27 protein-coding genes are annotated in these 26,690 nt (G+C 37.2%); 18 read left to right on the top strand and 9 right to left on the bottom strand.

Annotation, left to right across the window (positions count from 1 at the left end):
- Positions 1 to 5: 5 nt before the first annotated feature.
- The gene (locus tag CHB68_RS07660) at positions 6 to 656 is read right to left on the bottom strand and encodes a rhomboid family intramembrane serine protease (protein WP_089260260.1); all 651 of its coding nucleotides are present in this window, start codon (positions 654 to 656) and stop codon (positions 6 to 8) included.
- 57 nt (positions 657 to 713) lie between these two features.
- On the opposite strand from CHB68_RS07660, the gene CHB68_RS07655 reads away from it, so the two are divergent.
- Entirely contained in the window at positions 714 to 1,610 is an 897-nt protein-coding gene (locus CHB68_RS07655) for a lysophospholipid acyltransferase family protein (protein ID WP_089260259.1), read from the top strand.
- Positions 1,611 to 1,666: 56 nt separating this feature from the next.
- Here CHB68_RS07655 and glmM read toward each other — a convergent pair whose 3' ends face one another.
- Positions 1,667 to 3,055 carry a phosphoglucosamine mutase gene (glmM, locus tag CHB68_RS07650; RefSeq protein WP_089260258.1) on the bottom strand — a complete coding sequence of 463 codons (1,389 nt, stop codon included), beginning with the start codon at positions 3,053 to 3,055 and terminating at the stop codon, positions 1,667 to 1,669.
- 94 nt (positions 3,056 to 3,149) lie between these two features.
- Here glmM and CHB68_RS07645 point away from each other — a divergent pair, with 94 nt between their 5' ends.
- The 4 genes from CHB68_RS07645 to CHB68_RS07630 all read left to right on the top strand — a co-directional run bounded on the left by CHB68_RS07645 (position 3,150) and on the right by CHB68_RS07630 (position 6,746).
- A complete protein-coding gene (locus CHB68_RS07645) occupies positions 3,150 to 3,746 on the top strand; it encodes an acyl carrier protein phosphodiesterase (RefSeq protein ID WP_089260257.1) in 597 nt (198 codons plus the stop codon).
- A 56-nt stretch (positions 3,747 to 3,802) separates the two neighbouring features.
- Positions 3,803 to 5,494 (top strand): gamma-glutamyltransferase, encoded by a 1,692-nt coding sequence (gene ggt / locus CHB68_RS07640; RefSeq protein ID WP_089260256.1) that lies wholly within the window; start codon positions 3,803 to 3,805, stop codon positions 5,492 to 5,494.
- 74 nt (positions 5,495 to 5,568) lie between these two features.
- A complete protein-coding gene (locus CHB68_RS07635) occupies positions 5,569 to 6,270 on the top strand; it encodes a hypothetical protein (protein ID WP_089260255.1) in 702 nt (233 codons plus the stop codon).
- 50 nt (positions 6,271 to 6,320) lie between these two features.
- Complete coding sequence (locus CHB68_RS07630; protein WP_089260254.1) at positions 6,321 to 6,746, top strand: GNAT family N-acetyltransferase; 426 nt, start codon at positions 6,321 to 6,323, stop codon at positions 6,744 to 6,746.
- A gap of 9 nt (positions 6,747 to 6,755) precedes the next feature.
- Here the strand turns inward: CHB68_RS07630 and CHB68_RS07625 are convergent, their stop codons facing one another.
- On the bottom strand, positions 6,756 to 7,523 hold the full coding sequence (locus tag CHB68_RS07625) for an XRE family transcriptional regulator (protein ID WP_089260253.1): 768 nt from the start codon (positions 7,521 to 7,523) through the stop codon (positions 6,756 to 6,758).
- 138 nt (positions 7,524 to 7,661) lie between these two features.
- Here CHB68_RS07625 and CHB68_RS07620 point away from each other — a divergent pair, with 138 nt between their 5' ends.
- The 5 genes from CHB68_RS07620 to CHB68_RS07600 all read left to right on the top strand — a co-directional run bounded on the left by CHB68_RS07620 (position 7,662) and on the right by CHB68_RS07600 (position 12,314).
- Entirely contained in the window at positions 7,662 to 8,921 is a 1,260-nt protein-coding gene (locus CHB68_RS07620; RefSeq protein WP_089260252.1) for a putative DNA modification/repair radical SAM protein, read from the top strand.
- 208 nt (positions 8,922 to 9,129) lie between these two features.
- Positions 9,130 to 9,906 (top strand): TIGR03915 family putative DNA repair protein, encoded by a 777-nt coding sequence (locus tag CHB68_RS07615; protein WP_089260251.1) that lies wholly within the window; start codon positions 9,130 to 9,132, stop codon positions 9,904 to 9,906.
- A gap of 306 nt (positions 9,907 to 10,212) precedes the next feature.
- Entirely contained in the window at positions 10,213 to 11,373 is a 1,161-nt protein-coding gene (locus CHB68_RS07610; RefSeq protein WP_089260250.1) for a DUF3095 family protein, read from the top strand.
- Positions 11,374 to 11,426: 53 nt separating this feature from the next.
- Positions 11,427 to 11,897: an OsmC family protein gene (locus CHB68_RS07605; protein WP_089260249.1), complete on the top strand. Its 471-nt coding sequence runs from the start codon at positions 11,427 to 11,429 to the stop codon at positions 11,895 to 11,897.
- Positions 11,898 to 11,933: 36 nt separating this feature from the next.
- Positions 11,934 to 12,314 (top strand): VOC family protein, encoded by a 381-nt coding sequence (locus CHB68_RS07600; protein ID WP_089260248.1) that lies wholly within the window; start codon positions 11,934 to 11,936, stop codon positions 12,312 to 12,314.
- Positions 12,315 to 12,336: 22 nt separating this feature from the next.
- On the opposite strand, the gene CHB68_RS07595 is transcribed toward CHB68_RS07600, so the two are convergent.
- Positions 12,337 to 12,867, bottom strand: a complete 531-nt coding sequence (locus tag CHB68_RS07595; RefSeq protein WP_089260247.1) for a hypothetical protein — start codon at positions 12,865 to 12,867, stop codon at positions 12,337 to 12,339.
- Between the two features lie 176 nt (positions 12,868 to 13,043).
- Between CHB68_RS07595 and CHB68_RS07590 the strand changes: the two genes are divergently transcribed.
- On the top strand, positions 13,044 to 14,084 hold the full coding sequence (locus tag CHB68_RS07590) for a ThuA domain-containing protein (protein WP_179213161.1): 1,041 nt from the start codon (positions 13,044 to 13,046) through the stop codon (positions 14,082 to 14,084).
- Between the two features lie 16 nt (positions 14,085 to 14,100).
- On the opposite strand, the gene CHB68_RS07585 is transcribed toward CHB68_RS07590, so the two are convergent.
- Positions 14,101 to 14,577 (bottom strand): nuclear transport factor 2 family protein, encoded by a 477-nt coding sequence (locus tag CHB68_RS07585; protein ID WP_245838870.1) that lies wholly within the window; start codon positions 14,575 to 14,577, stop codon positions 14,101 to 14,103.
- 109 nt (positions 14,578 to 14,686) lie between these two features.
- Here CHB68_RS07585 and panB point away from each other — a divergent pair, with 109 nt between their 5' ends.
- The 4 genes from panB (at position 14,687) to CHB68_RS07565 (ending at position 17,360) form a co-directional block, all read left to right on the top strand.
- On the top strand, positions 14,687 to 15,505 hold the full coding sequence (gene panB, locus CHB68_RS07580; protein WP_089260246.1) for a 3-methyl-2-oxobutanoate hydroxymethyltransferase: 819 nt from the start codon (positions 14,687 to 14,689) through the stop codon (positions 15,503 to 15,505).
- Positions 15,506 to 15,516: 11 nt separating this feature from the next.
- Entirely contained in the window at positions 15,517 to 16,014 is a 498-nt protein-coding gene (gene lspA, locus CHB68_RS07575) for a signal peptidase II (protein ID WP_089260245.1), read from the top strand.
- A gap of 81 nt (positions 16,015 to 16,095) precedes the next feature.
- On the top strand, positions 16,096 to 16,794 hold the full coding sequence (locus tag CHB68_RS07570) for an RluA family pseudouridine synthase (protein WP_089260244.1): 699 nt from the start codon (positions 16,096 to 16,098) through the stop codon (positions 16,792 to 16,794).
- Between the two features lie 35 nt (positions 16,795 to 16,829).
- Positions 16,830 to 17,360, top strand: a complete 531-nt coding sequence (locus tag CHB68_RS07565) for a DUF4252 domain-containing protein (RefSeq protein ID WP_245838868.1) — start codon at positions 16,830 to 16,832, stop codon at positions 17,358 to 17,360.
- Between the two features lie 11 nt (positions 17,361 to 17,371).
- On the opposite strand, the gene CHB68_RS07560 is transcribed toward CHB68_RS07565, so the two are convergent.
- Positions 17,372 to 18,226 (bottom strand): DMT family transporter, encoded by an 855-nt coding sequence (locus CHB68_RS07560; RefSeq protein ID WP_245838866.1) that lies wholly within the window; start codon positions 18,224 to 18,226, stop codon positions 17,372 to 17,374.
- 13 nt (positions 18,227 to 18,239) lie between these two features.
- On the bottom strand, positions 18,240 to 19,784 hold the full coding sequence (locus CHB68_RS07555) for a hypothetical protein (protein ID WP_089260242.1): 1,545 nt from the start codon (positions 19,782 to 19,784) through the stop codon (positions 18,240 to 18,242).
- A 145-nt stretch (positions 19,785 to 19,929) separates the two neighbouring features.
- Between CHB68_RS07555 and CHB68_RS07550 the strand changes: the two genes are divergently transcribed.
- Positions 19,930 to 21,102 (top strand): 2-isopropylmalate synthase, encoded by a 1,173-nt coding sequence (locus CHB68_RS07550; RefSeq protein WP_089260241.1) that lies wholly within the window; start codon positions 19,930 to 19,932, stop codon positions 21,100 to 21,102.
- A gap of 2 nt (positions 21,103 to 21,104) precedes the next feature.
- Complete coding sequence (gene leuB, locus CHB68_RS07545) at positions 21,105 to 22,223, top strand: 3-isopropylmalate dehydrogenase (protein WP_089260240.1); 1,119 nt, start codon at positions 21,105 to 21,107, stop codon at positions 22,221 to 22,223.
- A 3-nt stretch (positions 22,224 to 22,226) separates the two neighbouring features.
- Here the strand turns inward: leuB and CHB68_RS07540 are convergent, their stop codons facing one another.
- Positions 22,227 to 23,453, bottom strand: coding sequence for a peroxiredoxin family protein (locus CHB68_RS07540; protein WP_089260239.1), 1,227 nt, complete (start codon positions 23,451 to 23,453; stop codon positions 22,227 to 22,229).
- Between the two features lie 123 nt (positions 23,454 to 23,576).
- Here CHB68_RS07540 and pheT point away from each other — a divergent pair, with 123 nt between their 5' ends.
- Entirely contained in the window at positions 23,577 to 26,006 is a 2,430-nt protein-coding gene (gene pheT, locus CHB68_RS07535) for a phenylalanine--tRNA ligase subunit beta (RefSeq protein ID WP_089260238.1), read from the top strand.
- Here pheT and CHB68_RS07530 read toward each other — a convergent pair whose 3' ends face one another.
- A complete protein-coding gene (locus CHB68_RS07530) occupies positions 26,007 to 26,582 on the bottom strand; it encodes a fasciclin domain-containing protein (protein WP_089260237.1) in 576 nt (191 codons plus the stop codon).
- Between the last annotated feature and the right edge of the window lie 108 nt (positions 26,583 to 26,690).

Raw genomic sequence — 26,690 nt, 5'->3', positions numbered from 1 at the left:
AAAAACTATATTTTGCCCATTTTTTCCAAGACAAACAGAAGTATTATAGGCAAGGCCAACAACCCCACCATTAACGTATCGGTTTGCAAAAGACTGGGCATGAACAACAAGGTACAGGCATAGCCGCCAATTGCACCTCCAAAATGGGCGGTATGTCCAATATTACCCAAACGTTTTTTCATACCATATATAGAGTATAACAAATATCCAATACCCACTACATAAGCAGGCACAGGAATGGGAATAAACATGATACCCAATTGCATGGAGGGCTGTAGTAAAATAGCCGCATATAGAATACCCGTAACCGCACCACTGGCACCTACCGCAGAATAATACGGTTCATCTTTATGAAAGTTCAAGGCCAGCAAACTGCCCGCCAAAAGGCTTACAACATATATGATAAAGAACTTTACCGTTCCAAACCAGTTGATGACCACACCGGCAAAAAAATACAGAGTCAACATGTTGAACAACAAATGAGAAACATCCACATGTAAAAATCCAGAAGTAGCCATGCGATCTTTTTGACCTGCGTTAATGGCCCCTATGCTAAATTTATATCGTTCAAAAAAAACGGTATCATTAAATCCCTTTAACGATACCAATACGTTTGCTGCAATAATCGCTATTGTTGCCAAATGAAGGTTGTACATTCTATGCCATTTAATTAGCCTCAAATATAACTATATTTGCCCATAATTTTTCTGTGAATGCAACTATTGGCCTTTGTTCTGACCTATCCCCTCTTATGGTTCATTTCCATATTACCACACTCATTGTTCTATGCCTTTTCTGACGTTGCCTTCTTTTTTGTCTATCATATTTTTGGGTATCGGCGAAAAGTGGTACAGGAAAATTTAAATCTTGTTTTCCCCAATAAGAGTAAAGCGGAAATAGCCCATATAGAAAAGGAATTTTACCATCATCTTTGTGATACATTTCTAGAAATGGTAAAGACCATGAACCTGAGTAAGGAGCAGGTAGCCAAAAAATACCACATTATAAATCCTGAGGTATTACGGGAAATTGAAAAAGAACGCAGTATTATTATTCTTTGTGCCCATTACGCCAATTGGGAATGGAACGTGAGCATTAACAATTATGTTCAATCCAAAGGTTATGCCGTCTACCAAAAAATAAACAATAGTTATTTTGATGCATTTATAAGAAAAGTAAGGGCCAGATGGAACACTACCTTGATTACGCAAAGGCAAACGGCAAAAACGGTCATAGAAAATTACAGGAATAAGGTCAGGGCAACTTATGGCATGGTGAGCGATCAATCCCCACAAGCACATAGAGCTCAATACTGGTCAAAATTCATGAACATTAAGGTGCCCATCTTCAATGGTGGTGAAACTTTGGCACGCAAGACCGGATTGGCCGTGGTTTTTTTAAAGGTAAGCAAGGTAAAGCGAGGACATTACCAGGCAGAATTCATTCCTATTGCTCGAAATGCCAAAGAAACCGAAGAACATGAAATCACCAATGCTTTTCTACGATTAACGGAAGCCCAGATTATAGAAAAGCCAGAACATTATTTATGGACCCATAAACGCTGGAAGCACAGAAATAAAAAACCTGCCTCCTTTGCAGAAACAGGTTAATTTAATTTCAATATAATTTTATGGCATTATTAGCCTTGGGCTATTTTACACCTTTATTATATACCGGCAATTTCCTTGATTTCCCCAATAATCTTATTGGCAAGACCATCTGCTTCTTCCTGGCTTTTGGCTTCGGTATATATTCTAATAATCGGTTCTGTATTTGATTTACGCAGATGAACCCAATTTTCGGCAAAATCTATCTTAACCCCATCTATCGTGGACAATTCCTCATTTGCATATTTACTTGCCATAGATTCTAAAATTCCATCAACGTCCAGTCCAGGTGTAAGCTCAATCTTCTTCTTGCTCATAAAGTAACTGGGATAACTGGCCCTAAGTTCAGCCACGGTTCCTCCCCTTTCCGCCATCAACATTAAGAACAATGCCGTACCGACTAAAGAATCCCTACCGTAATGGCTTTCTGGATATATGATTCCCCCGTTACCTTCACCGCCAATAATGGCGTTATTGGCCTTCATTTTGGTAACTACATTTACTTCACCAACTGCTGCGGCCTCATAGGTACCACCATGTTTTTGGGTAATATCCCTTAAAGCACGTGATGAGGATAGATTGGATACGGTATTTCCTTTTGTTTTGCCCAATACATAATCCGCACAGGCCACCAAGGTATATTCCTCCCCAAACATCTCTCCATCATTACTTATAAAAGCAAGGCGGTCTACATCTGGATCCACAACAATACCAAAATCTGCATTCTCTTTGACTACCAGGTCACAAATATCCGTAAGATGTTCCTTTAACGGTTCTGGGTTATGTGGAAAATGACCGGTAGGGTCACAATACAGTTCTACTACTTCTACCCCAAACTCTTTAAGCAATTTAGGAATGGCAATACCCCCGGTAGAATTAACGCCATCTACCACAACCTTGAACTTAGTCTTTTTTACCACTTCGGCATCCACCAAAGAAAGATTCAATACTTCATCTATATGAATGTCTATATAACTATCATTTTTTATAATCTCGCCCAAATCATCAACTTCTGAAAAATCAAAATCTTCTTTTTCAGCAATTGCCAAAATTTTTGCCCCTTGCTCGGCATTTAAAAACTCCCCTTTTTCGTTCAATAATTTTAAAGCGTTCCATTGCTTTGGATTGTGACTGGCCGTTAAGATTATACCGCCATCTGCCTTTTCTAAAGGTACCGCAATTTCTACGGTGGGTGTGGTTGAGAGATCTAAATCTATAACATCTATACCCAAGCCCACTAAAGTTGAAACCACCAAATTCTGTATCATTTCTCCAGACAAACGTGCATCACGACCTATAACGACCCGCAAATCATCTTTCTTTGAATATTCCTTTAACCATATTCCATAAGATGCAGCAAACTTTACAGCATCAATTGGTGTTAAATTATTACCTGGCTTTCCACCAATGGTTCCTCTAATTCCTGAAATGGATTTTATAAGTGTCATATATTCTTAATAAGTTTTTGCAAATATAAACGGTTCATTTGTACCGCTATTGTCCTTCTTTGTAAATTCGATTTATATTGCATAAAATAGGTGAATGAACTTTTTAGCCCATATTTATCTGTCATTTGACGATGATGAAATAACCTTAGGAAATTTTATTGCCGATAGTATTAGAGGTAATAAGTACCAGCATTTACCTAAAAGGATACAAAAGGGGATTAAATTACATAGACATATAGACACTTTTACCGATACTCACCCCATACCGAAAATAAGCAGTAAACGTCTCCATGAGAATTATGGACATTACAGCAGGGTCATAGTGGATATCTTCTATGATCATTTTTTGGCCAAAAATTGGAAAACCTATTCCGATGTTCCTTTGGATGTCTATGTAGATCGATTTTATGATCTTCTTGAAGATAATTTCGAGGTGTTACCGGATGGTGTAAAACGTATGATGCCGTATATGATCGCCGATAACTGGATCTACAACTATTCCAATATGGATGGGATAGCAAAAGTCTTGAACGGAATGAACCGCAGAACTAAAAATAGGTCCAAAATGAATTTTGCGATTACGGACCTGGAGGAACATTACCACGCTTTTGAGCACGAGTTTACAGAATTTTTTACCGAACTCATCACCTATTCCAAACTAAAATACAAATTGATAAATGAAAAAATATAAACATTTGAAATATACATATTTATAATACATAATATAAACCTATAATACCACCAAAAATGAGACCACTAAAAACTGCGTTTGCGTTGTTAACGCTAATTATTTGCTGTCAGTGCAAACAGAATCCGGCGGTTCCGACAGGAACGGTTACGGAAAATGCCATGGTAGTTTCCGCCAGGCAAGAAGCTTCCAAAATTGGGAGCGATATTATGGAAAAAGGCGGTAATGCATTTGATGCCATGATCGGCACACAATTGGCACTTGCCGTAGCTTACCCCAGGGCCGGAAATATTGGTGGTGGAGGATTTATGGTCTATAGACAGGCAAATGGCAATATTGGCTCATTGGATTTTAGGGAAAAGGCCCCCAAATCCGCCCATAAGGATATGTACTTGGATTCATTGGGTAATGTTATTCCGGACATGAGCACATTGGGCTCAACCTCCGTAGGGGTTCCAGGTTCGGTCGCAGGTATCATTGAAGTACATAAGAAATTTGGAAAAATGTCTTTAAAGGAAATTTTTGAACCCGTTATTGCCTTAGCGGAAAATGGAGTTAAAATAACTGCCAAACAAGCTGAAATACTTAAGAATTATCAGGAGGTATTCATTGAAGTCAATAGCGACAGTACCAAATTTGCCAAAATTTATAAAGAAGGCGATATCATAACATATCCAAATTTGGCACGGACACTGCGCACCATTTCCGAACAAGGCAGGGACGGTTTTTACAAAGGGGAAATCGCTCAAAAATTATCAGATTTTGTACAAGCAAACGGCGGTTTTATAACCATGGACGACCTTGCCAATTATAATGCGGTTTGGAGAACGCCCGTGGTGTTCAACTATAAGGTTTTAAAAATTATCTCCATGGGACCTCCTAGTAGCGGTGGCGTTACCATGAACCAAATATTTGAAATGATAGAACCTTATGATATTGCCTCATTTGGACATAATAGCGAAAAGGCGATACAATTGTTTACCGAGGCTTCTAGGCGTGCCTATGCGGATAGAAACTATTTTTTAGGAGATCCTGATTTTGTTGATATCCCAACATCTTCTCTTCTAGACAAAACTTATCTAAAGAACCGTATGGAAGATTTTTCTTGGGATAAAGCAACAAAGTCGGAAACTATTGCCCATGGTAACGTTGAAATTGTTGAAAGTATGGAAACCACACATTACTCCATTGTAGACAAGGAGGGCAATGCCGTATCGGTTACAACTACGTTAAACGGCAATTTTGGCTCCAAACTATACTGTGATGAACTTGGCTTTTTCCTAAATAATGAAATGGACGATTTTAGTGCCAAAGCTGGAGTTCCCAATATGTTTGGATTGGTAGGTGCAGAAGCCAACAGCATTGAACCAGAAAAAAGAATGTTAAGTAGCATGACCCCCACCATTGTTGAAAAGAATGGAGAATTGTGGATGGTGGTAGGTACCCCTGGGGGATCTACGATTATTACCGCGGTAGCACAGACTATTTTAAACGGATATGAATTTAATATGAGTATGCAAGATGCTGTGAACGCGCCACGCTTTCATCATCAATGGTTGCCCGATGCGGTTATATTTGAGCCCAATGGATTTTCAACACCATTAAAAGAAAAATTAAAATCAAAAGGATATTTAATAAACGAAGAGCGCACCCCTATCATTGGTAAGGTTGATGCAATACGCATTCTTAAAAACGGTAAACTTGAAGGAGGAGCCGATCCACGCGGAGACGATACTGCAGTTGGGTTTTAGACTAATCTAAATGCATTTTGAAAAAGATTAAATTTTTATTCTTTTCATCTTAATATCAATTAATTAAACAACATATGCTAAATAAATTATTTAAACTATTAATCATAATATTATTAGTGTTGGGCCTAGGGTTTGTACTGCTATATTATGCATATAACAAACCTCTGCCACAAGGTGTTTCCGGACCTGAAGCAGATGCATTAGCGTATAGAATGTTAGATGCTTTACACTATGAAAAGTATAACAATTCCCAAGTATTGGAGTGGTCATTTAGGGATGAACACATATACTCCTGGAACAAAACCAAGGCTACGGTTCAAATAAAGTGGGATTCTTACAGTATAGCCCTTGACCTTATAAGTCCTTCCTCAAGTATTGCTTATAAAGATGACGTTCGGCTATCTTATGAAGAAAGTCAAGACCTTATTGAAAAAGCAATTGGCTATTTCAATAATGATTCCTTTTGGTTAGTTGCCCCGTATAAAGTATTCGATGCTGGTACAGAACGCTATTTGGTAGATTTAGAAGACGGTTCCGAAGGTCTTTTAGTAACCTATAAAAAAGGCGGCGACACCCCTGGAGACTCCTATTTATGGATTTTGGAGCCTAGTGGAAAACCAAAAAGTTTTCAAATGTGGGTAAATATTATTCCTATTGGAGGCTTGGAAGCTTCCTGGAACGATTGGAAAGAAACAGAAACCGGTGCACTACTACCTACCTCCCATTCCATAGGACCTTTCACCATTTCTATGGGAACGGTCAATGCCTTGCCGTAAATCCGACTCATTACAAAATTGTTCATTATTAAAACTTAGAATACCCAATTATGACCATACAACTATTAACCAAAGAACAAGTTAATTCCGACCTGCAACAGCAATTATCCCAGTTATACCTAGAACTGAATGCCGAATTAGATCAATTGGATTTAAATTCAATTTTTAGTGCATATGGAACTACGGACATCGTTATCTGCATGGATAACAATAAGTTAATAGGTATTGCAATGATGGCCAAATACAAAGTAATATCCGGACATAAAGGTATGATCGAGGATGTAGTTGTCGCAAAAACCCACAGAGGCAAGGGTATAGGAAGAAAGCTAATGGAGAAGCTTCTAGACCATGCAAAATCTGAACAACTTCAAGATATTTTATTATTTAGCGGCCACCATAGAACAGCAGCCATTTCGCTATATAAAAGCTTAGGGTTTACATTAAAAGAAAGCGGGCTGTATATTAAAAAGATTTAAAGTATCACTTTAATTTACCTTTTTAACGTGCTGTAATTGATTCTTTAACTCTTGCATAGACTCTTGTAGTTGTCGCAATAATCCATTATCCGTGGTAGCATCTACATTAAACGTAATCTTACTACTTACCTCCCAAATTTCCTGAATTTGGAAAGGTTTGATATCATAAGGCGGATACGTCTCGTTCAATGAAACCAATGTGATATTATTGGAATTTGGACGTTTTTCAATTTTCTTCACCATTATGGAATCCTGTAATACCACCACATACATTTTATTGGCACTAACATAATCAATATGTTCTATTGCCCTTGCCAAAACCCACTCACCAGGGTGCAGATTGGGAAGCATACTATCTCCTTCTACCTGAAAGCCCCTATAGGTAGCATTTCTAAATTCGGGAATTGGTAAATCAAATGCCGGCAATTGTTGGTACCAGCTAGTATCGGATATATTCTGGGGATATCCCGCCGCAGCTTTAGCATTTACCAACACCATATTTTCTTGGTTGGAAGTATCCACTGTAACCACTTTTGGAATAACACTGGTCTTGGAAGTTTCCAGATATTGTTCATCACTTTCCCCAAAAAGCCAAAGGGGATTTATCTTGAATTGTTTTAGCAACTCAAGCACTACCTTGCCCGATAATTTGGTACGCCCTCTTTCTATATCTGCCGTAGTATTGGATACGCCCAATAACGCCGCAAAATCTGCTTGTGTATAGCCCAAATCCCTTCTAAGATCCGTAAATCGTTTTAATGTAAGCTCGTTCTCCATAATCAAATTTGTTTAACTAAGTGGTTCTCCGCCATTCTTCTTCAAATATACTCAATATGGATTATATCCAAAATTTTATTTGGATTATTTCCATAATTAGGAATATATCCATAAATTTGGAATTATTACTAAAATGCTATGGACTTTAATAGAATAAAAGAAAAACTAAATATTTTGGCAGATGCGGCCAAATATGATGTTTCCTGCTCCAGTAGTGGTAGCAATAGAACCAACAAGAACAATGGCCTAGGAAACACAGGAAATGGAATTTGCCATTCATATACAGAAGATGGCAGGTGTGTATCGCTATTAAAAATACTTCTGACCAACCATTGTATTTTTGATTGTGCTTACTGTGTAACGAGGAAGAGTAACGATATACAGCGGGCCGCCTTTAAAATTCAGGAGGTTGTAGACCTGACTATCAATTTCTATAGAAGAAATTATATTGAGGGATTATTTCTAAGTTCCGGTATTTTTAAAAGTGCGGACCATACCATGGAACGCCTCATTGCCGTTGCCAAAAAACTGAGGGAAGAGGAAAACTTCAATGGTTATATACATTTAAAATCCATACCCGGTGCAAGTGATGAACTTATGTACGAGGCCGGATTATATGCTGACCGCTTGTCGGTGAATATAGAAATCCCCACAATATCCGGTCTCAAACTTCTGGCTCCGGACAAAAATCATGCAGATTTCATAAAACCGATGCTTAAGGTCAAAAATGAAATCATTCGCTACAAAGAGGAGAAAAAAATTATTAAACATACCGCTAAATATGCCCCTGCAGGGCAAAGTACCCAAATGATCGTAGGTGCCACAGGAGAAAGCGATAAGGATATAATGTACTCCGCAACCCATTTTTACAAGAATTACAATATGAAAAGGGTGTATTACTCAGGGTATGTTCCTATTTCTATGGATAGCAGATTACCATCCCTTGGAACGGAGGTTCCCATGCTACGGGAAAATAGATTATACCAAACAGATTGGTTGTTGCGATTTTATGGTTTTAGCGTAAATGAAATTTTGGATGCAGACAATCCAAATCTAGATATGGATATTGACCCTAAATTGATGTGGGCATTAAGGAATCTAAATTTCTTTCCCGTAGATATCAATAAAGCGGACAAACATATGCTTGCGCGAATACCAGGTGTTGGAATGGGCTCGGTAAATAAAATACTTAACGGTAGAAAATTTAGGAAATTAGACTGGGACCATTTAAAAAAAATGGGGGTAGCACTTAATAGGGCCAAATTTTTTATCATTTGCAATTCTACGGACTGGGAACGCAGAGACCTTGATGCCGCACGTATTAGAAGTATGATACTGCAAAATTCAAAAAGCAAATTCAAAAATCAATATACCAATCAATTATCCTTATTTAACTAAAGTAACACTTAAAATTATTTAAATGATGCCGAATCAAAATTATACACTAAAGTTTACTGACAATATTAGACCGATAAACGCTTGGGACTATTGCCGTTCCCATGTTTTGGCCTTTGGTTACCAATTGGTATTAATAAGAAGTAACCTTAAGAAAAGAGCAGCTATTTTAAGGCAACTATTTACACTATTTAATATTTAAATCATAAATATGGAAACTACAAAAACCCTTGTTTACGATGGTAGTTTTAACGGTTTTCTTACGGCTGTATTTATAGCCTATGAACAAAAACTATCTTATGCGGATATTCAACGTCAGGGTCAAAACCAAGGCGGTCTTTTTGCTGAAACAGAAATAATCTTTACAAATGTGGAAAAGGCACAGCGAGTATGGAACGGTATTCGCAAGAAAAGTAATGCTGCTATTAAGAATATATATTTTACGTTTTTAAGTGAAAATAGGAATATTGAAGCCCTGCTTTATCACTACATCAGAAAATTAATGGGAAGTAAAATTAATAGCGCAACTAATTTCAGCGATGATTGTATCTTAAAAATCAATCAAATTGCACACAAAGTGGGTCGTGAAAAGCATCGTATGGAGGCCTTTATAAGGTTTCAGTTAACAAAAGACGGTGTCTATTTTGCCAATATAGAACCTGATTTTGATGTTTTACCATTGATTTCCAAACACTTTAGAAATCGTTATGCAGACCAGCAATGGATAATTTATGATGTTAAACGTAAGTACGGATTGTTCTATGACCTAAAATCGGTTGAAGTCATATCATTAGATCTTACTGAGATACACACCAATAGTCTTGAAAAGAGTACTGCTTTTACTGATGAAGAATACGAATATCAAAATCTTTGGACCAATTATTTTAAAAGCACGAATATTAAATCCCGTATAAACACAAAATTGCATACCCAACACGTACCAAAACGTTACTGGAAATACCTTTCAGAAAAAAAAGAGGCGGTGTAACTTATCCGTTCATTCAGTATTAATAAGTCTCATATATTATTGGGCTATTCCATATTGTTAAAAGAATAATTGAAAGCTTAAATTAGGGTTTAGAAATTCGTTTATCCCTCTTACCAATCATGGTCTTCATTGTGGACATACTATTCATCCTTAATTCATCTTTTTAAAAAGAGTTAGTTTAACCCTCTAAATATTATAAGATAGCAGGCATTTTTTTAGACCTATTACTTAAATATTATTTAGTTTTAACCTATCTGAATCAACAGAAGCTCATATTACTCCAACTTCATTGTTCAAAACACCTTAATGAGGGATATTTACTTTTATTCCAAACTAAAAAAATCGACCAGGGCACTGAACGAAATTATTGGTATTGAAACTGAATTCTCAACAATTCCAAACTCTTGGCATGTTGTTGTTGTAGATGTGGAAAATTCAACACAAGCGGTTGAAGAGGGAAAACACCATCAAATAAACCTTACTGCAACCGGCGCTATCATATCTGTTTTAAATACAGTCAGGAAAAAAAAGAAGAATATAGAAATACCTTATTTCTTTGGTGGAGACGGAGCTACTTTTTTACTTCCGGATATGCTGTTGTTGGAAATAATCACTGTTCTTAAAAATTATAGTCTACATATTAAAAGAAACACCAATCTTTTACTAAGGGTCGGCCATATATCCACAGAAGAGTTGGTGTCGGAAAAAACATGTATTAAAATCCTAAAACATCAACTAACACCACAATTGACCATTCCTATAGTTTTGGGAAACGGTTTAAAAAAAGCAGAGGCAATCATTAAACAAACATTTGTAGCACAAACCGATACCAACTTTAAAAAAAATCTTTTAAACCTTGAAGGAATGCAATGCAGGTGGGAACAGATCAGCCCTGTTCAATTACAAAAAAAAGTGGTGTGTCTATTATTGGATGTAGCAGATGAAAATCAGCAGAGCGCAATTTATAAGGATGTGCTTACACAGATGAACCTACTCTTTGGTACATTCAACAAAAGACAACCCATACGTTCCAATAGTTTAAAATTGGACTTTAGGTTAGGTAAAATTTTAGAGGAAATGAAAATTAGTATTTCCAACAAAAGTCTCATTTACGTACTTAAACACTGGATACAGACACTATTTGGAAAAGTATATTTTAATTTTTCAAAAGAAGGAAAACGGTATTTAACCCAAATTGGTCAACTTTCGCACACTTTTATGTTAGACGGAACCATCAACACCATCTTTACGGCAGAGCAATCAAAAATAAATGAATTTATTTCCTATCTAGATCACTTAGAGGCTGCACAAAAAATTGTTTACGGAATTCATGTTACACATGCATCCGTAATGTCTTGCTATGTTTTGGACAGGAAGACCAAACATGCCCATTTTGTGGATGGTACAGAAGGTGGCTATACATCAGCTGCCAAAATGTTTAAAACCAAACTTGCTACCTTAAAATAAAAATGATTTAAATTCATACATCTAATTTTAAAGTGAAACATATAGCATTAAAAATGAAACATCATAATTATCAGACACAGGTAACATGGACGGGCAATCAAGGGCAAGGGACATTAAATTATGCATCATATAGCAGAGATCATGAAATCATGGTTGCAGAAAAATATGATGCCATTCAAGGTTCATCAGACCCTTCTTTTTTAGGTGATAAGTCCAAATATAATCCTGAAGACCTATTTCTATCCTCCTTGTCCTCCTGTCATATGCTATGGTTTTTACATCTTTGTAGCGTACATAAGATTGTGGTCACCAGTTATGTAGACAACGCAAAAGGAACAATGGAAGAATCAGTTGATGGTAGCGGTAAATTTACTATGGTAACCCTTAACCCTATTGTTACCATTACCGATGGAACTTTAACAGCATTGGCCAATTCACTTCACGAAAAGGCAAACCGTATGTGTTTCATTGCAAATTCATGCAATTTTACAGTACATCATCAACCCACTACATTGGTTGGTTAAGCCATACAATTATCCATAAGTCTAAAAAGTGTACCAATGAACCTGAACCAGATTACCGTTCCTTCGCTGAACTTAAATGAATCTTTTGAATTTTATATAAAACTAGGGCTAAAGCCAATTGTAAAGTCCCTACCCCATTACGCCCGCTTTGAATGTCCGGAAGGCGGTTCTACATTTTCCATTCATCTGGTTGAAAAATTGCCGACAGGAGATGGCGTCTACGTCTATTTTGAATGTAAAGATCTAGATTCATATGTTCAAGAGCTGCAAAACAAAGGCATAGAATTTGATCAATTACCAATAGATCAAAGATGGCAATGGAGAGAAGCCCGATTAAAGGATAGGGACGGTAACCAAATTATTTTATATCATGCTGGAGAGAATAGACTAAATCCTCCATGGCGAATAAAAGATTGAACCAACCAACATTTCAACAATTCTAATTGGCTGACTTGGCTCCCGTAAACTGATCGCTCTTATTTTTAAACAGCACATTAAACGTAGTTAAGCTACCATAAATACGTGTTATATATTGCTGAAGGTCCACTTTCTCCTGATCATCTAGATTTTTACTGGAATTTATTTTCTGTTCCATAACCCTAATGCGATCACGTACCATAACGATCTTATGAAAAAATGTATCTATAGGAATTTCTTTATTGGTAAGAGAGGTATCGCCCGGCTCTAGAACAAGATTACCTCCTTTCCATTTATCGGCTATAGCTACCCGTTGGGTAACATCGCTCCATTTTTGCAATATGGAGACCAATGTTGTTTCCACATCTAAAAAGCTTACCGTATCTACCTCTGCCTCTACGGCCTCGACCACATCAAACGTTTCATCTATAGCAATGGTTTCCAGTCCATTTTCCATAAAGGTTACCCAGTATTGCTTGGAGGATACATTGGTAATTACACCTTTACCAAATGTTTCATGTATAATCCTTGACCCTATTCCTAATAACTTCATTGTTTAATTTATTTTTAACGCTAAAATATATGCTGTTTTACTAATCGACAACATATTCCTATTATTTCATTTAAGGATATTAAAACAGGAGTTTTTGTAATCTAAACTACTTCATGTACATTTAAAGTCAAGATATGCATATGTACTAAAGCATATCCAACTTAAATAGCAAAACCATGAAAAAACTAATGGCATTACCATTATTCTGTTTGTTGATGATTTCTTGTGGCGAGAAAAAAAAGGAAGTCCAAGAAGAACCGCCCGCTAAACTTAAAGCATTGATCATTGATGGTCAGAACAATCATTATGTATGGCCCAAAACTACCATGATGATCAAGGACTATTTGGAACAAACAGAACTCTTTACCGTAGAAATAGAACGTATGGATTCCGTTTGGTTAGGCATTAAATACAACCAATCCAGACCGGAAGCCTATACCATGTTCATTGAAGATTATCCATTAAATGATAAGGAATACGCCATATCCGATGCACCGATTACTACATCTGATTTCACAGTAAATTTTAGCGATTACGACTTAATCGTATCCAATTTGGGCGAAAGGTCACCACTATGGCCAGCAGATACAAGAAAAGCCTTTGAAGACTATATGGCCAAAGGCGGTGGATTGGTAGTATTACACGCCGCTAACAATGCCTGGGGCGAATGGGAAGAATACAACAAAATGATAGGTTTGGGTGCCTGGGGAGGGCGTGATGAAAGTTCAGGCCCATATGTTTACTATAACGAAGCTGGCGAATTGATCAAGGACAATGGTGAAGGTGTGTGTGGGTCCCATGGTGCCGAATATGAATTTCAATTGACCACAAGGGCTCCGGAACATCCAATTATGAAAGGTTTGCCTAAGAAATGGCTGCACACCCAAGACGAACTCTACGAGCGTATGAGAGGTCCGTTTGAAAATGCTACAATTCTTGCCACCGCATTTGCAGATGTGGAGAAAAACGCTCCACCATGGGACCCTAACGTAAAAGGATTAGGACAACATGTAGCGCAACTTATGGCCATAAACTATGGCAAGGGAAGGGTTTTTCATTCTACATTGGGTCATTTTGATTATAGTATGGAATGTGTAGGCTTCATTACTACCCTACAGCGTGGAGCAGAATGGGCTGCTACAGGAAAGGTAACACAAAAGATTCCAGAAAATTTTCCAACGGAGGATATGGTACAATCCATTGATTGGAGAAAGTAATTAATACAAATTTATCTTATTTTGGGGTTGAAGCTTTACAGTCTTCAACCCTTCTTGTATCTATTAAGTATATAATTTTCCATGTATTGTTTTCTTTAAACAATTGAAATGAGTTAACACCGCAATGATGAAATTCATTATTAAACCAAAATTCATATTTGGTCCAAGCGTTGGCCATTGCCCCATCTATTTTAATGTTATAATCCAAAATACGCTCTTCAAATTTTAATGTATCCGGTATTTTTGTGATTGAGCTTACTAGTGTATCATATGCTTCATTAAAAAGAACGGGTTGTCCATCTTTTGATGTCTTTATGGTCTGTAGCCGTATAGTTTCATGAACCATTTCATATAATGCCAAAGAATCTTTTTTATGAAAAGCCTTAAAAAAATCTTCAATAGTTTGCTTTACCGCCGCTTCCTCTTGGTTTTGGGCAGTAAGAACTATAGAGAACAACCCTATTAAAAAGCAAAGGACATATTTCTTAATCATGGTAATCATGTTTATGCGTAAAATAAGAATATAAATTGATTTTCTTTTCAAAATCGGTCTAGTCGTTAAAACTCCTTACTTTTATGGTGCTAAAAATCAAAAACTAACTATGTCAACAGCAAAAAAAGAATATAAAAGAATCACTGTAAAATCATTGGTGGACATGAAACAGCACGGGGAAAAAATATCCATGCTGACCGCTTATGATTACTCTATGGCCAAAATCGTTGATGCGGCCAAGGTCGATGTGATTTTAGTTGGTGATTCTGCCAGTAACGTTATGGCCGGCCACGAGACTACACTACCTATTACATTGGACCAAATGATTTATCATGCATCTTCCGTTATCAGGGCGGTACATAGAGCGCTTGTGGTGGTAGATTTACCATTTGGAAGCTATCAAAGTGACCCAAAGGAAGCATTGCGTTCAGCTATACGGATAATGAAGGAAAGTGGTGCCCATGCAGTAAAATTAGAGGGCGGTGCAGAAATCAAGGAATCTGTTAAACGTATACTAGCCGCCGGAATACCGGTTATGGGACATTTGGGTTTAACCCCACAATCCATATACAAATTTGGCACCTACACCGTAAGGGCCAAGGAAGAAGAAGAAGCGGAGCAGCTTATGGAAGACGCAAAGCTTTTGGAGAAGTTAGGTTGTTTTGGTTTGGTACTTGAAAAAATTCCGGCAGAACTTACCAAAAAAGTATCCGAAAGTCTAACCATACCAACAATTGGTATTGGAGGGGGCAAATATGCAGACGGACAAGTATTGGTAGTCCATGATCTATTGGGTATGACCCATGAGTTCAATCCTCGTTTCTTAAGGAGGTATATGAACCTTTATGAAGAGATGGGCAAAGCCATATCCAATTACGTGGATGATGTTAAACAATTGGATTTTCCAAATGACGATGAGCAATACTAGAACCCTTATGAATGAAAGGCGCTACCCACTTTTCTAAAATTTGGATTTCATCTATTGTATTACTGACCATAGCAAGCGATCAATTGGTTAAAGTTTTAACAAGGTTAGAAATAGTACCACAATCATACAATTCTGTAATAAAGGATTATTTTATAGTGACAAATGTTGAAAATACTGGCGCAATGTTTGGTTTTGGTCAAGATTTTCCTCCATTGGTCAAGCGCATTTTTTTTCAGGCCATACCATTATTGGTGTTGGGAATTCTTTTATATAGAATTCTAACAAAATCCTCCTTAAAACCTTTATCCCTTACAGCTTTTGCATTGGTTATTGGGGGTGGTCTAGGTAATTTAATTGATCGGATAGTATATGGCTCAGTGACAGATTCCTTTCAACTAAGATTTGCTTTTTTGCGCACAGGAATTTTTAACCTAGCGGATGTTGCCGTAACCATAGGCATTGTACTTTTATTATATGAAATGATCAAAAGTAAAACTTTATCATTATAAAAACAGCGGACTTTTTAATTACCACGTGCATTATCCAAAATATTATTCAATCTATTTTAATTTTTTTTAGCCTAAAATAATTTGTCAAACAAACAACATTCTACAATAGAAAATTTACAGGTCCTTTATGAGGACAATCACCTTATTGTAATCAATAAACGTCCTGGAGATATTGTTCAAGGAGACAAAACTGGAGACCAGCCATTAAGCGAGACCGTAAAGGCTTTCTTGAAAAAGAAATATCAAAAACCTGGTAATGTATATCTAGGTGTTGTTCATCGTTTAGATAGGCCTACTTCCGGTATTGTGGTATTTGCGAAAACCTCAAAAGCTTTACCCCGACTTAACAAGATGTTTGCGGAAAAAGAAGCCAAAAAAACGTATTGGGCCATAGTTAAGAACAAACCCAAGAATAATGAAAAAAGATTGGTACATTGGTTAAAACGCAACACCAAACAGAATAAATCATACGCCCACCAAAAGGAGGTAAACGACAGTAAAAAAGCAATTCTTACGTATCAACTCTTAAAGAGTTTGCAAAACTATTTCTTATTGGAAATTGATTTGGAAACCGGAAGGCATCATCAAATAAGAAGTCAGCTTACCGCCATAGGATGCCCCATAAAAGGAGATCTAAAATATGGTTTTAATCGGAGCAATGCAGACGGAAGCATACATTTACACGCCCGCAAGCTCTTATTCATGCATCCCGTCAAAAAAGAACAAATGGAAATTGTGGCCCCACCTCCTAATGACCCTATATGGAACGCATGTCTTTAATTTCACTATTTTTAAAGCAATCTAAACTTATTATTATGAGCCGATTTCCAATTTTCATTTTCCTTCTTGCTATTTTATCTTCTTGTGGCGGATATAATTCTATTGATAATTTTTATAATGACCATAAAAACGATGATCAGGTAACAGCAATACGGGTTCCCCAATTCATGTTGGCAATGATCAGTGAAATTTCTCCAGAAATGAAAGCTTTGGTAGGTAATACAAAAGACCTTCGATTTATGCAATTTCCAAGTGCCACCCCTGCCAGGTCACAATATTTAAATGCACAAATGAACGGTATTACGGGTTCTTCCTTTATAGAAGTCTTTAGGAAAAACGATGAGCTTAAGCGTAATGTGGTTTCCATACGTGAAAAAAGAAATTCAGTAAAGGAAATCCTTATTTATAATAACGATAACCTGTCCGGTTCCTTTTTATATTTCAATGGTGATTTTGACCCTGTAAAGGTTAGGGAAATGGCTAAAAATGAACAATTCACTAAATTCGGAGAAAATATAATCAGTCAATTTGGTCCCACTACAAGAGGCACACAACCCAATAATTAAATATTGCTACTTTAAGATTTGGTTCTAATACTTTCAATCACGACAGAACTTAAAATAAGTATACCGCCAACTATAGTATTGACCTGTGGTATTTCCGCAAGAAACAGTGCCCCAATTAGTATTCCATAAATTGGCTGTATACTACTCAAAATACTTACCGTGGTAATGGTAAAATGTTTAAAGGTCATTAAAAACAAGGTATGGCCAATAGCAGTTGTCAATATTGCCAAGGCAATTAATGCCTGCCATTGAGTTACCACCTGTACCAAAGGCACCGTACCCAGAAAAGGCAGTAAAACAACCCCTGTTATCGCTGTTTGATATACCATAATAACAGATCCATTATATTCCGATACCTTTTTTTTCAACAAGATATTTCTAATAGCATAGACCAATGCGGATAATATTCCAAACCCAACTGCAATGGAATTGGAATTTTTAAGATCCAGCGAAGGACTTAGCATATACATACCTACCAAAACCAAGACTGCCAAGAGAAAGTGTATCCGCTGAAATTTTGAACCAAGCACTAATGGTTCCAAAAAAGCGGTAATAACAGGATAAGTGAACAAGGATAACATACCTATGGCCACACTAGATAATTGCAAGGCATAGAAATAGGTTAACCAATGCACACACATAAGCACTCCCGTTAGCCCAATTAATGTCCAATCGCTACGTTTTATCTTAAAAGAATATTTTTGGTACCAGCAGAATGCTACTAGTGCAAAACATGCTAGAATGGCCCTAGCCCCTATAGTTACGGTTACGGGCAATTGAACATATCTGCCCAATGCGCCAGAAGTGGCAATAAAGAACATGGCAAGATTAATTTCCAATAAATGCTGTAGATGTAATTTCTTCATAACAGAAATTACCTTAACGACTATGTGCCATCGCTTTTTCGCGAATTATTTGCGACACCGGCTTATTTTGTAAATGACTTTCCAACCATGATAGGATATCTAAATATAAAAAGGCCCTTTTCTCATAAGGATGATTTTCATACTTTTTTAATTCTGTATATAATTTTTGAAACTCTGCCTTTAACTCGTTAGGGTAAATGCTACCCAAGCCTCTCAGAAATTTTATCATCTCCTTTTGCACGGCATGCATATCGTTCATTTTTAAAAGAAACTTATAGGTACTTTTTAACTGAATTTCCAAGTGATAATCCATTCCAGCTTCATAGTGCGCCACAAGACTTAAAACCCGTGCAAAACACATAAGATCTTCACGCATCTTCAAATTTTTATTATCAATGATCTTTTTAAGATATTGAATACAGGTTTTGTTATCCCCTATACCAAAATACAAACAGGCTATTTTATAATAGAGAACCATAACATGGTGCACATCTATACGATCCCTGTGCTTATTGATTCCGTATTCAATAATCTTTACCAAATACAACCCTTTTTCAAAAGTACCCTCTAAAAAATGCAGGTTTAACTTATTGGCATTGATGTACATAAACACCAAAGAATTTATATTATCATTATCAGGAAATTCCTTTTCCTTTATGGTTCGTTCCAAACGCTCAAGGACCTCCTTAAATTGAGAACTGTACTGGACATAAAACAATGATTCCAATAAATAATGGTTACCCTTTAAAAAGAAAACAGGGTTTAGGTAAATCATGTCCTTATGGTCATAAAAAAGATCAACCCACTTACTGGAATATTTAAAGCACGACAGGAAATCCTGAGTCAAAAAACTATACCATAAATATGCTTTGTACAACCACAATTTTTCACGAAACCCTAAATCCTCAATATTGTACAAGGGCAAATGATCATTAAAATACGTTTTCACTTTTTGGTAATCCTCATCGCTGCGCACATAACCTACTTTCAGCATCATTCCGTATAACTGAAGGGAAAGATTGGATAATTTGCTGGTCATTACATTATGACCGGACAATTCCTTCGCCTGTACGGCCAATTCATTAGCCCTATCCGGTATACTGCGCGTAATATATTGGGTTTCAATGATTTTTTCCAGCTCTACGATCTCATAGGCTATATTCTTTTCCTCGTTTTCAATGGCAATCGTTTTTACCTTGTCAAGAATTTTAAGACTTTGCTTATACAGTCCTTTTTGGTATAAAATGGTGGCAAAATCCAATTGCTCACGTATTTGCACCCTAATATTCTGATTTACGGGATTTAAGCGCAAGCTCACTAAAATTTGCTTATAAAGATGTGCTTTTAAGTTAGATAACTGTGCTTTCTTAACTATCCCACTTTCTAGTATTATTTTCTCATCATATTGCTTAATTTTATCCAATAAATTGAAAAGCGCCAGAAATTTTGCATCGGTATTTACCCCTAATCTGCCAACATAAAGCTTGAACTGTCGCTTCTCAGATTTTGAAAGAGATTTCACTAAAACAAACAAAGCATCTTTATGGGCATTTGTCATCGTAAAAAAAAGTATTTAAATAATTGCAATTCAGCATTTTATATACCTAAAAATCTGTCTTAACGTTGTAAACGTGGTAACAAAATTTATGAATTTTGTGTATTAGGTTATATATTCGTTTGACGAGTAAAATTACATAAATATAATGAGTAAAGATATAGTACAAATATTTGACACGACATTAAGAGATGGAGAACAGGTCCCTGGCTGCAAGTTGGACATGGACCAAAAATTGGTCATCGCTGAGCGTCTAGATTTATTGGGCGTTAATATCATCGAAGCCGGTTTCCCTGTTTCAAGTCCGGGTGATTTTAAATCTGTCGAAGCCATAGCAAAACTCGTTAAAAATGCTACCGTTTGCGGATTGACCAGAGCGGTAAGGAAAGATATTGAAGTGGCCGCAGAGGCGTTAAAACATGCCAAGACACCAAGAATACATACAGGTATAGGTACATCTGACTCACATATAAAATATAAGTTCAATTCTAACAGGGATGCCATTATAGAACGCGCTGTTGCAGCGGTCAGCTATGCCAAGACTTTTGTAGAGGATGTTGAGTTTTACGCTGAAGATGCAGGAAGAACGGACAATGAATTTTTGGCACGTGTTTGCGAAGCCGTTATAAAAGCAGGCGCTACAGTACTTAACATACCAGATACAACAGGTTACTGCCTTCCGGAGGAATATGGCGGCAAAATCAAATATTTAAAGGAAAACGTAAAGGGAATAGAAAAGGCAATACTTTCATGTCATTGTCATAACGACCTGGGCCTAGCTACGGCAAACTCCATAGCGGGCGTTATGAACGGTGCCAGGCAGATAGAATGTACCATTAATGGTATTGGGGAGCGGGCAGGCAATACTTCCTTAGAAGAAGTAGTGATGATTATGCGCCAGCATCCGGACCTTAACTTAGATACCACCATAAACAGCAAGCTTCTTTATGATACCAGTAAAATGGTTTCCAATAAAATGGGAATGATGGTTCAGCCCAACAAAGCTATCGTAGGGGCCAATGCATTTGCACATAGTTCCGGTATTCATCAAGATGGTGTTATCAAAAACAGGGAAACTTATGAAATCATGGATCCCTCTGATGTAGGTGTAACGGAATCATCCATTGTGCTTACCGCACGGAGCGGAAGGGCCGCTTTGGCCTATAGAGCCAAGATTGTAGGTTATGAACTGACCAAAACCCAATTGGATACCGTGTATGAAGAATTTTTGGCCTATGCAGATTCAAAAAAAGAGGTCAAGGACGAGGATATTCACCAAATTGTTGAAACCTCAAAAATAGATTTACAACGTATTAGTTAATTATGCATTTAAATATCGCGGTATTGGAAGGTGATGGTATTGGGCCCGAAGTCGTAGCCCAATCCATTAAATGCCTACGTTCTGTTGAAGAAACCTTTGGCCATAGCTTTACTTTTAAAAAAGGGTTAATAGGCGCAACTGCGATTAAAAAAACAGGCACCCCACTACCCGATGAAACATTGGAAATCTGTAAAAATACCGATGCCACCCTATTTGGGGCTTTGGGCTTGCCAGAATTTGATGATAATCCTAAAGCCAAGGTTTGGCCGGAACAAGGCCTGTTAAAATTACGAAAGGAGCTTGGCCTTTTTGCAAATATTAGACCCGTAAAGGTATTTCCCTCTCTCGTAAAGCAATCTCCGCTGCCCAAAAAAAGTGTAAAGGATACGGACCTGGTCATTTTTAGGGAATTATCAGGAGGCATATATTATGGGGACAAAGCCGTAGGCAACGACCAAAGTTCAGCAACGGATACCTGCACATATACCGAAGCGGAAATTAGTAGAATAGCACATTTAGCCTTTAAATCAGCACGTTCAAGAAAGAAGAAAGTTACCTTGGTAGACAAGGCCAATGTATTGGAAACTTCAAGATTGTGGCGCAGGGTGGTCCATTCTATTTCGGAGAGCTACCCAGATGTTACTTTAGATTGCCTTTTTATTGACAATGCCGCAGTGCAGATGATCTTGAATCCATCTCAATTCGATGTTATACTTACGGACAACATGTTTGGCGACATCCTTTCCGATCAAGGAAGTGTAATTGCCGGATCCATAGGTTTGTTACCGTCAGCCTCCGTAGGACTGGAATACGCTATGTTTGAGCCTATTCACGGTTCATATCCAGATGCAAAAGGTAAGAATATTGCCAACCCTGTCGCATCTATTTTAAGTATGGCCATGTTATTGCAACATTTTAAGATGGATGAAGAATCAGATGCTGTAGTGGCTGCCGTTTTGAAATCGTTTTCTAAAAAAATCGTTACTCCGGATATTATGGGAAGTTCCAAATATGGAACAAATTACGTAGGTGATTTCATAGCGGACAACATCATGGAATTGGATGGCACCTTTACCATGAACGATGAAAATATAGGTTTAGGCAAATCTACTATCATTTAATCATTACTCTTGTAGCAATTGCTCAATAAACCCGTTAAATTCCTTTTTAAATTCCAAAAATTTATCACCCGTTGCAGGACCGTTGAATCCGGTATGAATTTTTCTTACATCACCTTTTTTATCAATAAATATGGTAGTTGGGTAGGATAATACATGATTAAGCATAGGTAGTTTTTTCTGGGCCTCTGCCTTATCATAAGAACCATATTGCGCTAATAAAATAGGATACTTTACCCCTATCCTATCCGTAAGACGCTCAATTGCCTTAATAGCCTTCTCCTTTGTCTTGACAGATTCAAATGCCAAACCTATGATTGCAATATCCTCATTGGGGTTTTGCTCAAGGTAATTCACCAAAAACTTTGTCTCATCCAAGCAATTGGGGCACCATGTTCCCATTAACTGTACAATGACCACCTTATCCTTAAATTGGTCATCTGCCAAAGAAACCGTAACCCCGTTAATATTTGGAAATTCAAACGCCAATTGATCATATCCCTCTTTTATAAAAGTTAATGAATCTGGACTTGGTAAATCAAAACCTTCATTTCTACTCGCAATAAAAGGTTCCTTAAAATGATTCCCGGAATAAAATATACCGTTCATACTAGAATCCGTAACCTTTGCGGTAAACAAGAAGGCATGAGCCCCATCAAATGCGGAAAGTTTTAACGAGTCCCCGTCTACGACACCGTCCAAATATCTATAATCCCCAGTCGTAGTTCTAAAAGTACCTGTAACCTTATTATCTTCTTGCAAGAATATACCTTTACCCAGATAACCATCATCCGTATGGGGACTAAAATAGGTTTCCCATATACCGGATACATTTTTTTTGCTGGAATTTTTTATTGAAAAACGCTCTTCTTCTCCATATACGGCCTTAAACGGTACTATTCTGTCCAAACTTTCCTTTACGAAAGAACCGGTTATTGAAGAATTGGTAAACGTCCCTGCCAAATATCCCTCAAACACTGGGGTCTGCATTATAATTGAATCTTCAAAAATCTTTATTTCATCTACTTCAATCACTTCATCCGCATTAAGGATTTTCATGATATATTCCCCATTCTCACCCTTATCCACTTTAAGATTAAACGGTAGTAGTTGGTTGTCCATTACTTCCAATTCTACACGCCAGATTCCTTCGTTCAAACTTGCATCCTGTACTTGCTCCTTACAGGATATTATCAACATACAAAAAATCAAGATTCTTACACCTATTTTCATCACAATACATTTACGGCCCGAAATAACGATATATAACCCACAATTAAAAATTAAAAGAAACACTTATCTCCATATTGAATGTCTACGGGCATTGTTTTATCTTTGCGCCCTTAAATGATTTGAATGAAAATATCATACAACTGGTTAAAACAGTTCATTAAAATAGATTGGGAATCTGATGAAACCGCTGAACTATTGACCGATTTAGGACTTGAGGTTGAAGGTGTCGAAAAATTTGAATCTGTTAAAGGAGGACTAAAAGGAGTGGTCGTAGGCCATGTCCTTAGCTGTGAAAAACATACCAACGCGGACAAGTTGAATGTTACCATGGTAGATATAGGCTTGGAAGATCCCCTACAAATAGTTTGTGGCGCAAGTAATGTCGCGGCAGGGCAAAAAGTACCTGTTGCTACCATAGGTACTACTTTATATACCCCAGAAGGAGAAGCCTGGACTATAAAAAAGGGAAAAATACGAGGAGAGGAAAGTCACGGTATGATTTGCGCCGAAGACGAATTAGGATTGGGCACAAGCCATGAAGGCATTATGGTATTGGATAAAAATTTAAAGGTAGGTACGCCTTGTGCGGAGCTATTTGATATTGAGCTGGATGAAATCTTTGAAATTGGACTAACTCCCAATCGTGCAGATGCCATGAGCCATTTTGGAGTGGCAAGAGACCTAAAGGCCGGTCTAAAACAAAAAGAAATTACCAAGGAACTGATTACACCTTCTACCAGTCATTTTAACATAAACGATCGTTCGTTAAAAATTGACGTAGATGTAAAGGATTCTTCTTTGGCCCCTAGATATTGTGGGGTTACGCTAAGCAATTTAATTGTACAGCCTTCTCCTACTTGGCTACAAAATAGACTTAAATCCATAGGATTGACACCTAAGAACAATGTCGTAGATGCTACCAATTATGTATTGCACGAATTAGGTCAGCCCTTACATGCTTTTGATGCCGCAAAAATAAAAGGACATAAAATTGTTGTTCAGACCATGCCCAAAGGCACCAAGTTTACAACGTTAGATGGTGTAGAAAGAACCTTGCATGAAGATGATCTAATGATATGTGATTCCAAAAATCCACTTTGCCTGGCAGGTATTTTTGGTGGATTGGATTCCGGTGTTACCGAGAGTACAACCTCTATATTTTTAGAAAGTGCTTATTTTAATCCGGTGGCTATCCGGAAATCTGCAAAGAGACATGGATTAAATACGGATGCATCGTTTAGGTTTGAACGCGGTATTGATATTGAAAATGTGGAATACAGCCTTAAACGAGCCGCTTTGCTCATAAAGGATATTGCCGGCGGCGAAATAACATCAGATATTATTGACCTGTACCCCAATAAAGTCACCAATTTTGAAGTATTCCTGGCCTTTGAAAAAATAAATAAATTAATAGGGCAAGAAATTCCGCAGGATACCATTAAATCCATTTTGGCATCACTTGATATTAAAGTAAAGAACGTTACCGAAGCTGGTATGGGGCTTGAAGTACCTTCCTACAGAGTGGATGTTCAGCGCCAAGTTGATGTCATCGAAGAAATTTTACGGGTATACGGATATAACAATATTGCTTTTGGTAATAAATTAAATGCCTCTATAGCTACCACTTCTCCTACAGAGGACCATATTATTCAAAATACAATAGGCAACCTTTTGGCATCTAAGGGCTATTATGAAATACTTACCAATAGCCTTACCAATCCAAATTATGCCGAGCTGTTGCAAACAAATGACAGCCAAACGGAATCCGTACAGATCATTAACCCCCTGAGTGGAGATTTATCAGTACTTAGACGAGCTTCCTTATTTTCTGCCCTAGAAACGGCCAATTATAACATCAATAGAAAAAGAGGAAATCTTAAATTATTTGAATTTGGTAAAACATATTTATCCAAAGAAAATAAACGCATAGAAAATAAATACCTCAGTATTCTTTTGTGCGGAAACACCTTACCAGAAAGTTGGACCAGCAAACCTGTTGCAACCAATTTTTTTGAATTAAAAACAATTGTAGAAACCATTCTTACCCGTTTGGGACTTAGTGATCTAAAAAGTTTGCCAACGGAATCCAATTTATTCTCAGAAGGCCTTTCTTTATTTTATAAGAAAAACAATTTGGTTTCTTTTGGGTTGGTCAAAAAAACCATTCTTAAGCAATTTGATATTAAACAGGATATTTTATTTGCCGATTTTAATTGGGACGTAATCCTGAAACAATTGAGCAATACTCCAGTACTATACAAAGAGATTCCTAAATACCCAGAAGTTAAGAGGGATTTTGCTTTGTTGCTCGATCAGAAAACTACGTATAAAGAGCTTTATGAATTGGCTGAGAGCGTAGAGCGCAAATACTTAAAGGATATTTCTCTTTTTGATGTCTATGAAGGTGCTAACTTACCGGAGGGCAAAAAATCCTATGCAGTCAGTTTCACCCTCCAAGATGATAAGAGTACACTGACGGATAAGCAGATAGAGAAAATAATGAGCAAGCTTCAAAAAAATTACGAACAAAAACTAGGAGCAAGTTTACGGTAATCAGTAAATCCGTACAGGTAGAAAGACGGCATCTATCTCATGAATAACCCCATTAGATTGGGTGGAATCTGCCCGTACAATTGTAGCTTTGTTCCCAGCATTATCGGTGAGGACAATATCAATGCCATTCATGGTAGCCGTTATCTTTTCTCCCAAGATCGTGGTAAACCTTGCTACACCATTACCCCTACACATGGCCCTAAGAATTGAAGATGCAGAAAAATTCCCCGCAATGATATGGTATGAAAGTACATCTTTTAAAATTTTATTGTTTTTAGGGTCCAATAGTTTATCCGCCGTTAACTTGGGCAATTTTTTAAAAGCTGTATTTGATGGTGCAAACACCGTAAATTCTCCATCATAGGCCAAAACCTTATCCAAATGGGTAGACTTTAATATGGAGGAAAGTGTAGAATAGTTTTCAAAGCTTGCCGTACGCTCCTCTATGGTCTTTTTTGACACAATTAATTTAGAAGGCAATTGCTCCATAGGGAGCTTGATCAAGGATGTTTGCGCGTTTGCATAAATACCTAACATTAGGGTGCACAATGACATGCACAATGTCAATCTTTTCATATAGTAAGTTCAATTAGGGCTCAAATAATTAAAATCGATGAAATGCACGATTTATCCGTCAATATACAACATAGGCAATGTTATACCTATCCAAAATAAGTCAAATCA

It is taken from the genome of Maribacter sedimenticola, assembly GCF_900188415.1.
Taxonomy (GTDB): Bacteria; Bacteroidota; Bacteroidia; order Flavobacteriales; family Flavobacteriaceae; genus Maribacter; species Maribacter sedimenticola.
Note: the sequence above shows the minus strand (reverse complement) of the source record. Positions and strands in the feature narration are given on the sequence as shown.

Excerpts from the sequence above, each read along its gene's own strand:
- CHB68_RS07615 (WP_089260251.1), top strand. The coding sequence starts at position 9,130 with ATGGAAACTACAAAAACCCTTGTTTACGATGGTAGTTTTAACGGTTTT.
- CHB68_RS07610 (WP_089260250.1), top strand. The coding sequence starts at position 10,213 with ATGAGGGATATTTACTTTTATTCCAAACTAAAAAAATCGACCAGGGCA.
- CHB68_RS07540 (WP_089260239.1), bottom strand. The coding sequence starts at position 23,453 with ATGAAAATAGGTGTAAGAATCTTGATTTTTTGTATGTTGATAATATCC.
- CHB68_RS07605 (WP_089260249.1), top strand. The coding sequence starts at position 11,427 with ATGAAACATCATAATTATCAGACACAGGTAACATGGACGGGCAATCAA.
- CHB68_RS07660 (WP_089260260.1), bottom strand. The coding sequence starts at position 656 with ATGTACAACCTTCATTTGGCAACAATAGCGATTATTGCAGCAAACGTA.
- CHB68_RS07530 (WP_089260237.1), bottom strand. The coding sequence starts at position 26,582 with ATGAAAAGATTGACATTGTGCATGTCATTGTGCACCCTAATGTTAGGT.
- CHB68_RS07645 (WP_089260257.1), top strand. The coding sequence starts at position 3,150 with ATGAACTTTTTAGCCCATATTTATCTGTCATTTGACGATGATGAAATA.
- CHB68_RS07635 (WP_089260255.1), top strand. The coding sequence starts at position 5,569 with ATGCTAAATAAATTATTTAAACTATTAATCATAATATTATTAGTGTTG.
- CHB68_RS07590 (WP_179213161.1), top strand. The coding sequence starts at position 13,044 with ATGAAAAAACTAATGGCATTACCATTATTCTGTTTGTTGATGATTTCT.
- pheT (WP_089260238.1), top strand. The coding sequence starts at position 23,577 with ATGAAAATATCATACAACTGGTTAAAACAGTTCATTAAAATAGATTGG.
- CHB68_RS07585 (WP_245838870.1), bottom strand. The coding sequence starts at position 14,577 with ATGATTAAGAAATATGTCCTTTGCTTTTTAATAGGGTTGTTCTCTATA.
- CHB68_RS07595 (WP_089260247.1), bottom strand. The coding sequence starts at position 12,867 with ATGAAGTTATTAGGAATAGGGTCAAGGATTATACATGAAACATTTGGT.
- CHB68_RS07550 (WP_089260241.1), top strand. The coding sequence starts at position 19,930 with ATGAGTAAAGATATAGTACAAATATTTGACACGACATTAAGAGATGGA.
- ggt (WP_089260256.1), top strand. The coding sequence starts at position 3,803 with ATGAGACCACTAAAAACTGCGTTTGCGTTGTTAACGCTAATTATTTGC.
- CHB68_RS07630 (WP_089260254.1), top strand. The coding sequence starts at position 6,321 with ATGACCATACAACTATTAACCAAAGAACAAGTTAATTCCGACCTGCAA.
- lspA (WP_089260245.1), top strand. The coding sequence starts at position 15,517 with ATGAAAGGCGCTACCCACTTTTCTAAAATTTGGATTTCATCTATTGTA.
- panB (WP_089260246.1), top strand. The coding sequence starts at position 14,687 with ATGTCAACAGCAAAAAAAGAATATAAAAGAATCACTGTAAAATCATTG.
- CHB68_RS07625 (WP_089260253.1), bottom strand. The coding sequence starts at position 7,523 with ATGGAGAACGAGCTTACATTAAAACGATTTACGGATCTTAGAAGGGAT.
- CHB68_RS07655 (WP_089260259.1), top strand. The coding sequence starts at position 714 with ATGCAACTATTGGCCTTTGTTCTGACCTATCCCCTCTTATGGTTCATT.
- CHB68_RS07600 (WP_089260248.1), top strand. The coding sequence starts at position 11,934 with ATGAACCTGAACCAGATTACCGTTCCTTCGCTGAACTTAAATGAATCT.
- leuB (WP_089260240.1), top strand. The coding sequence starts at position 21,105 with ATGCATTTAAATATCGCGGTATTGGAAGGTGATGGTATTGGGCCCGAA.
- CHB68_RS07620 (WP_089260252.1), top strand. The coding sequence starts at position 7,662 with ATGGACTTTAATAGAATAAAAGAAAAACTAAATATTTTGGCAGATGCG.
- CHB68_RS07565 (WP_245838868.1), top strand. The coding sequence starts at position 16,830 with ATGAGCCGATTTCCAATTTTCATTTTCCTTCTTGCTATTTTATCTTCT.
- CHB68_RS07560 (WP_245838866.1), bottom strand. The coding sequence starts at position 18,226 with ATGAAGAAATTACATCTACAGCATTTATTGGAAATTAATCTTGCCATG.
- glmM (WP_089260258.1), bottom strand. The coding sequence starts at position 3,055 with ATGACACTTATAAAATCCATTTCAGGAATTAGAGGAACCATTGGTGGA.
- CHB68_RS07555 (WP_089260242.1), bottom strand. The coding sequence starts at position 19,784 with ATGACAAATGCCCATAAAGATGCTTTGTTTGTTTTAGTGAAATCTCTT.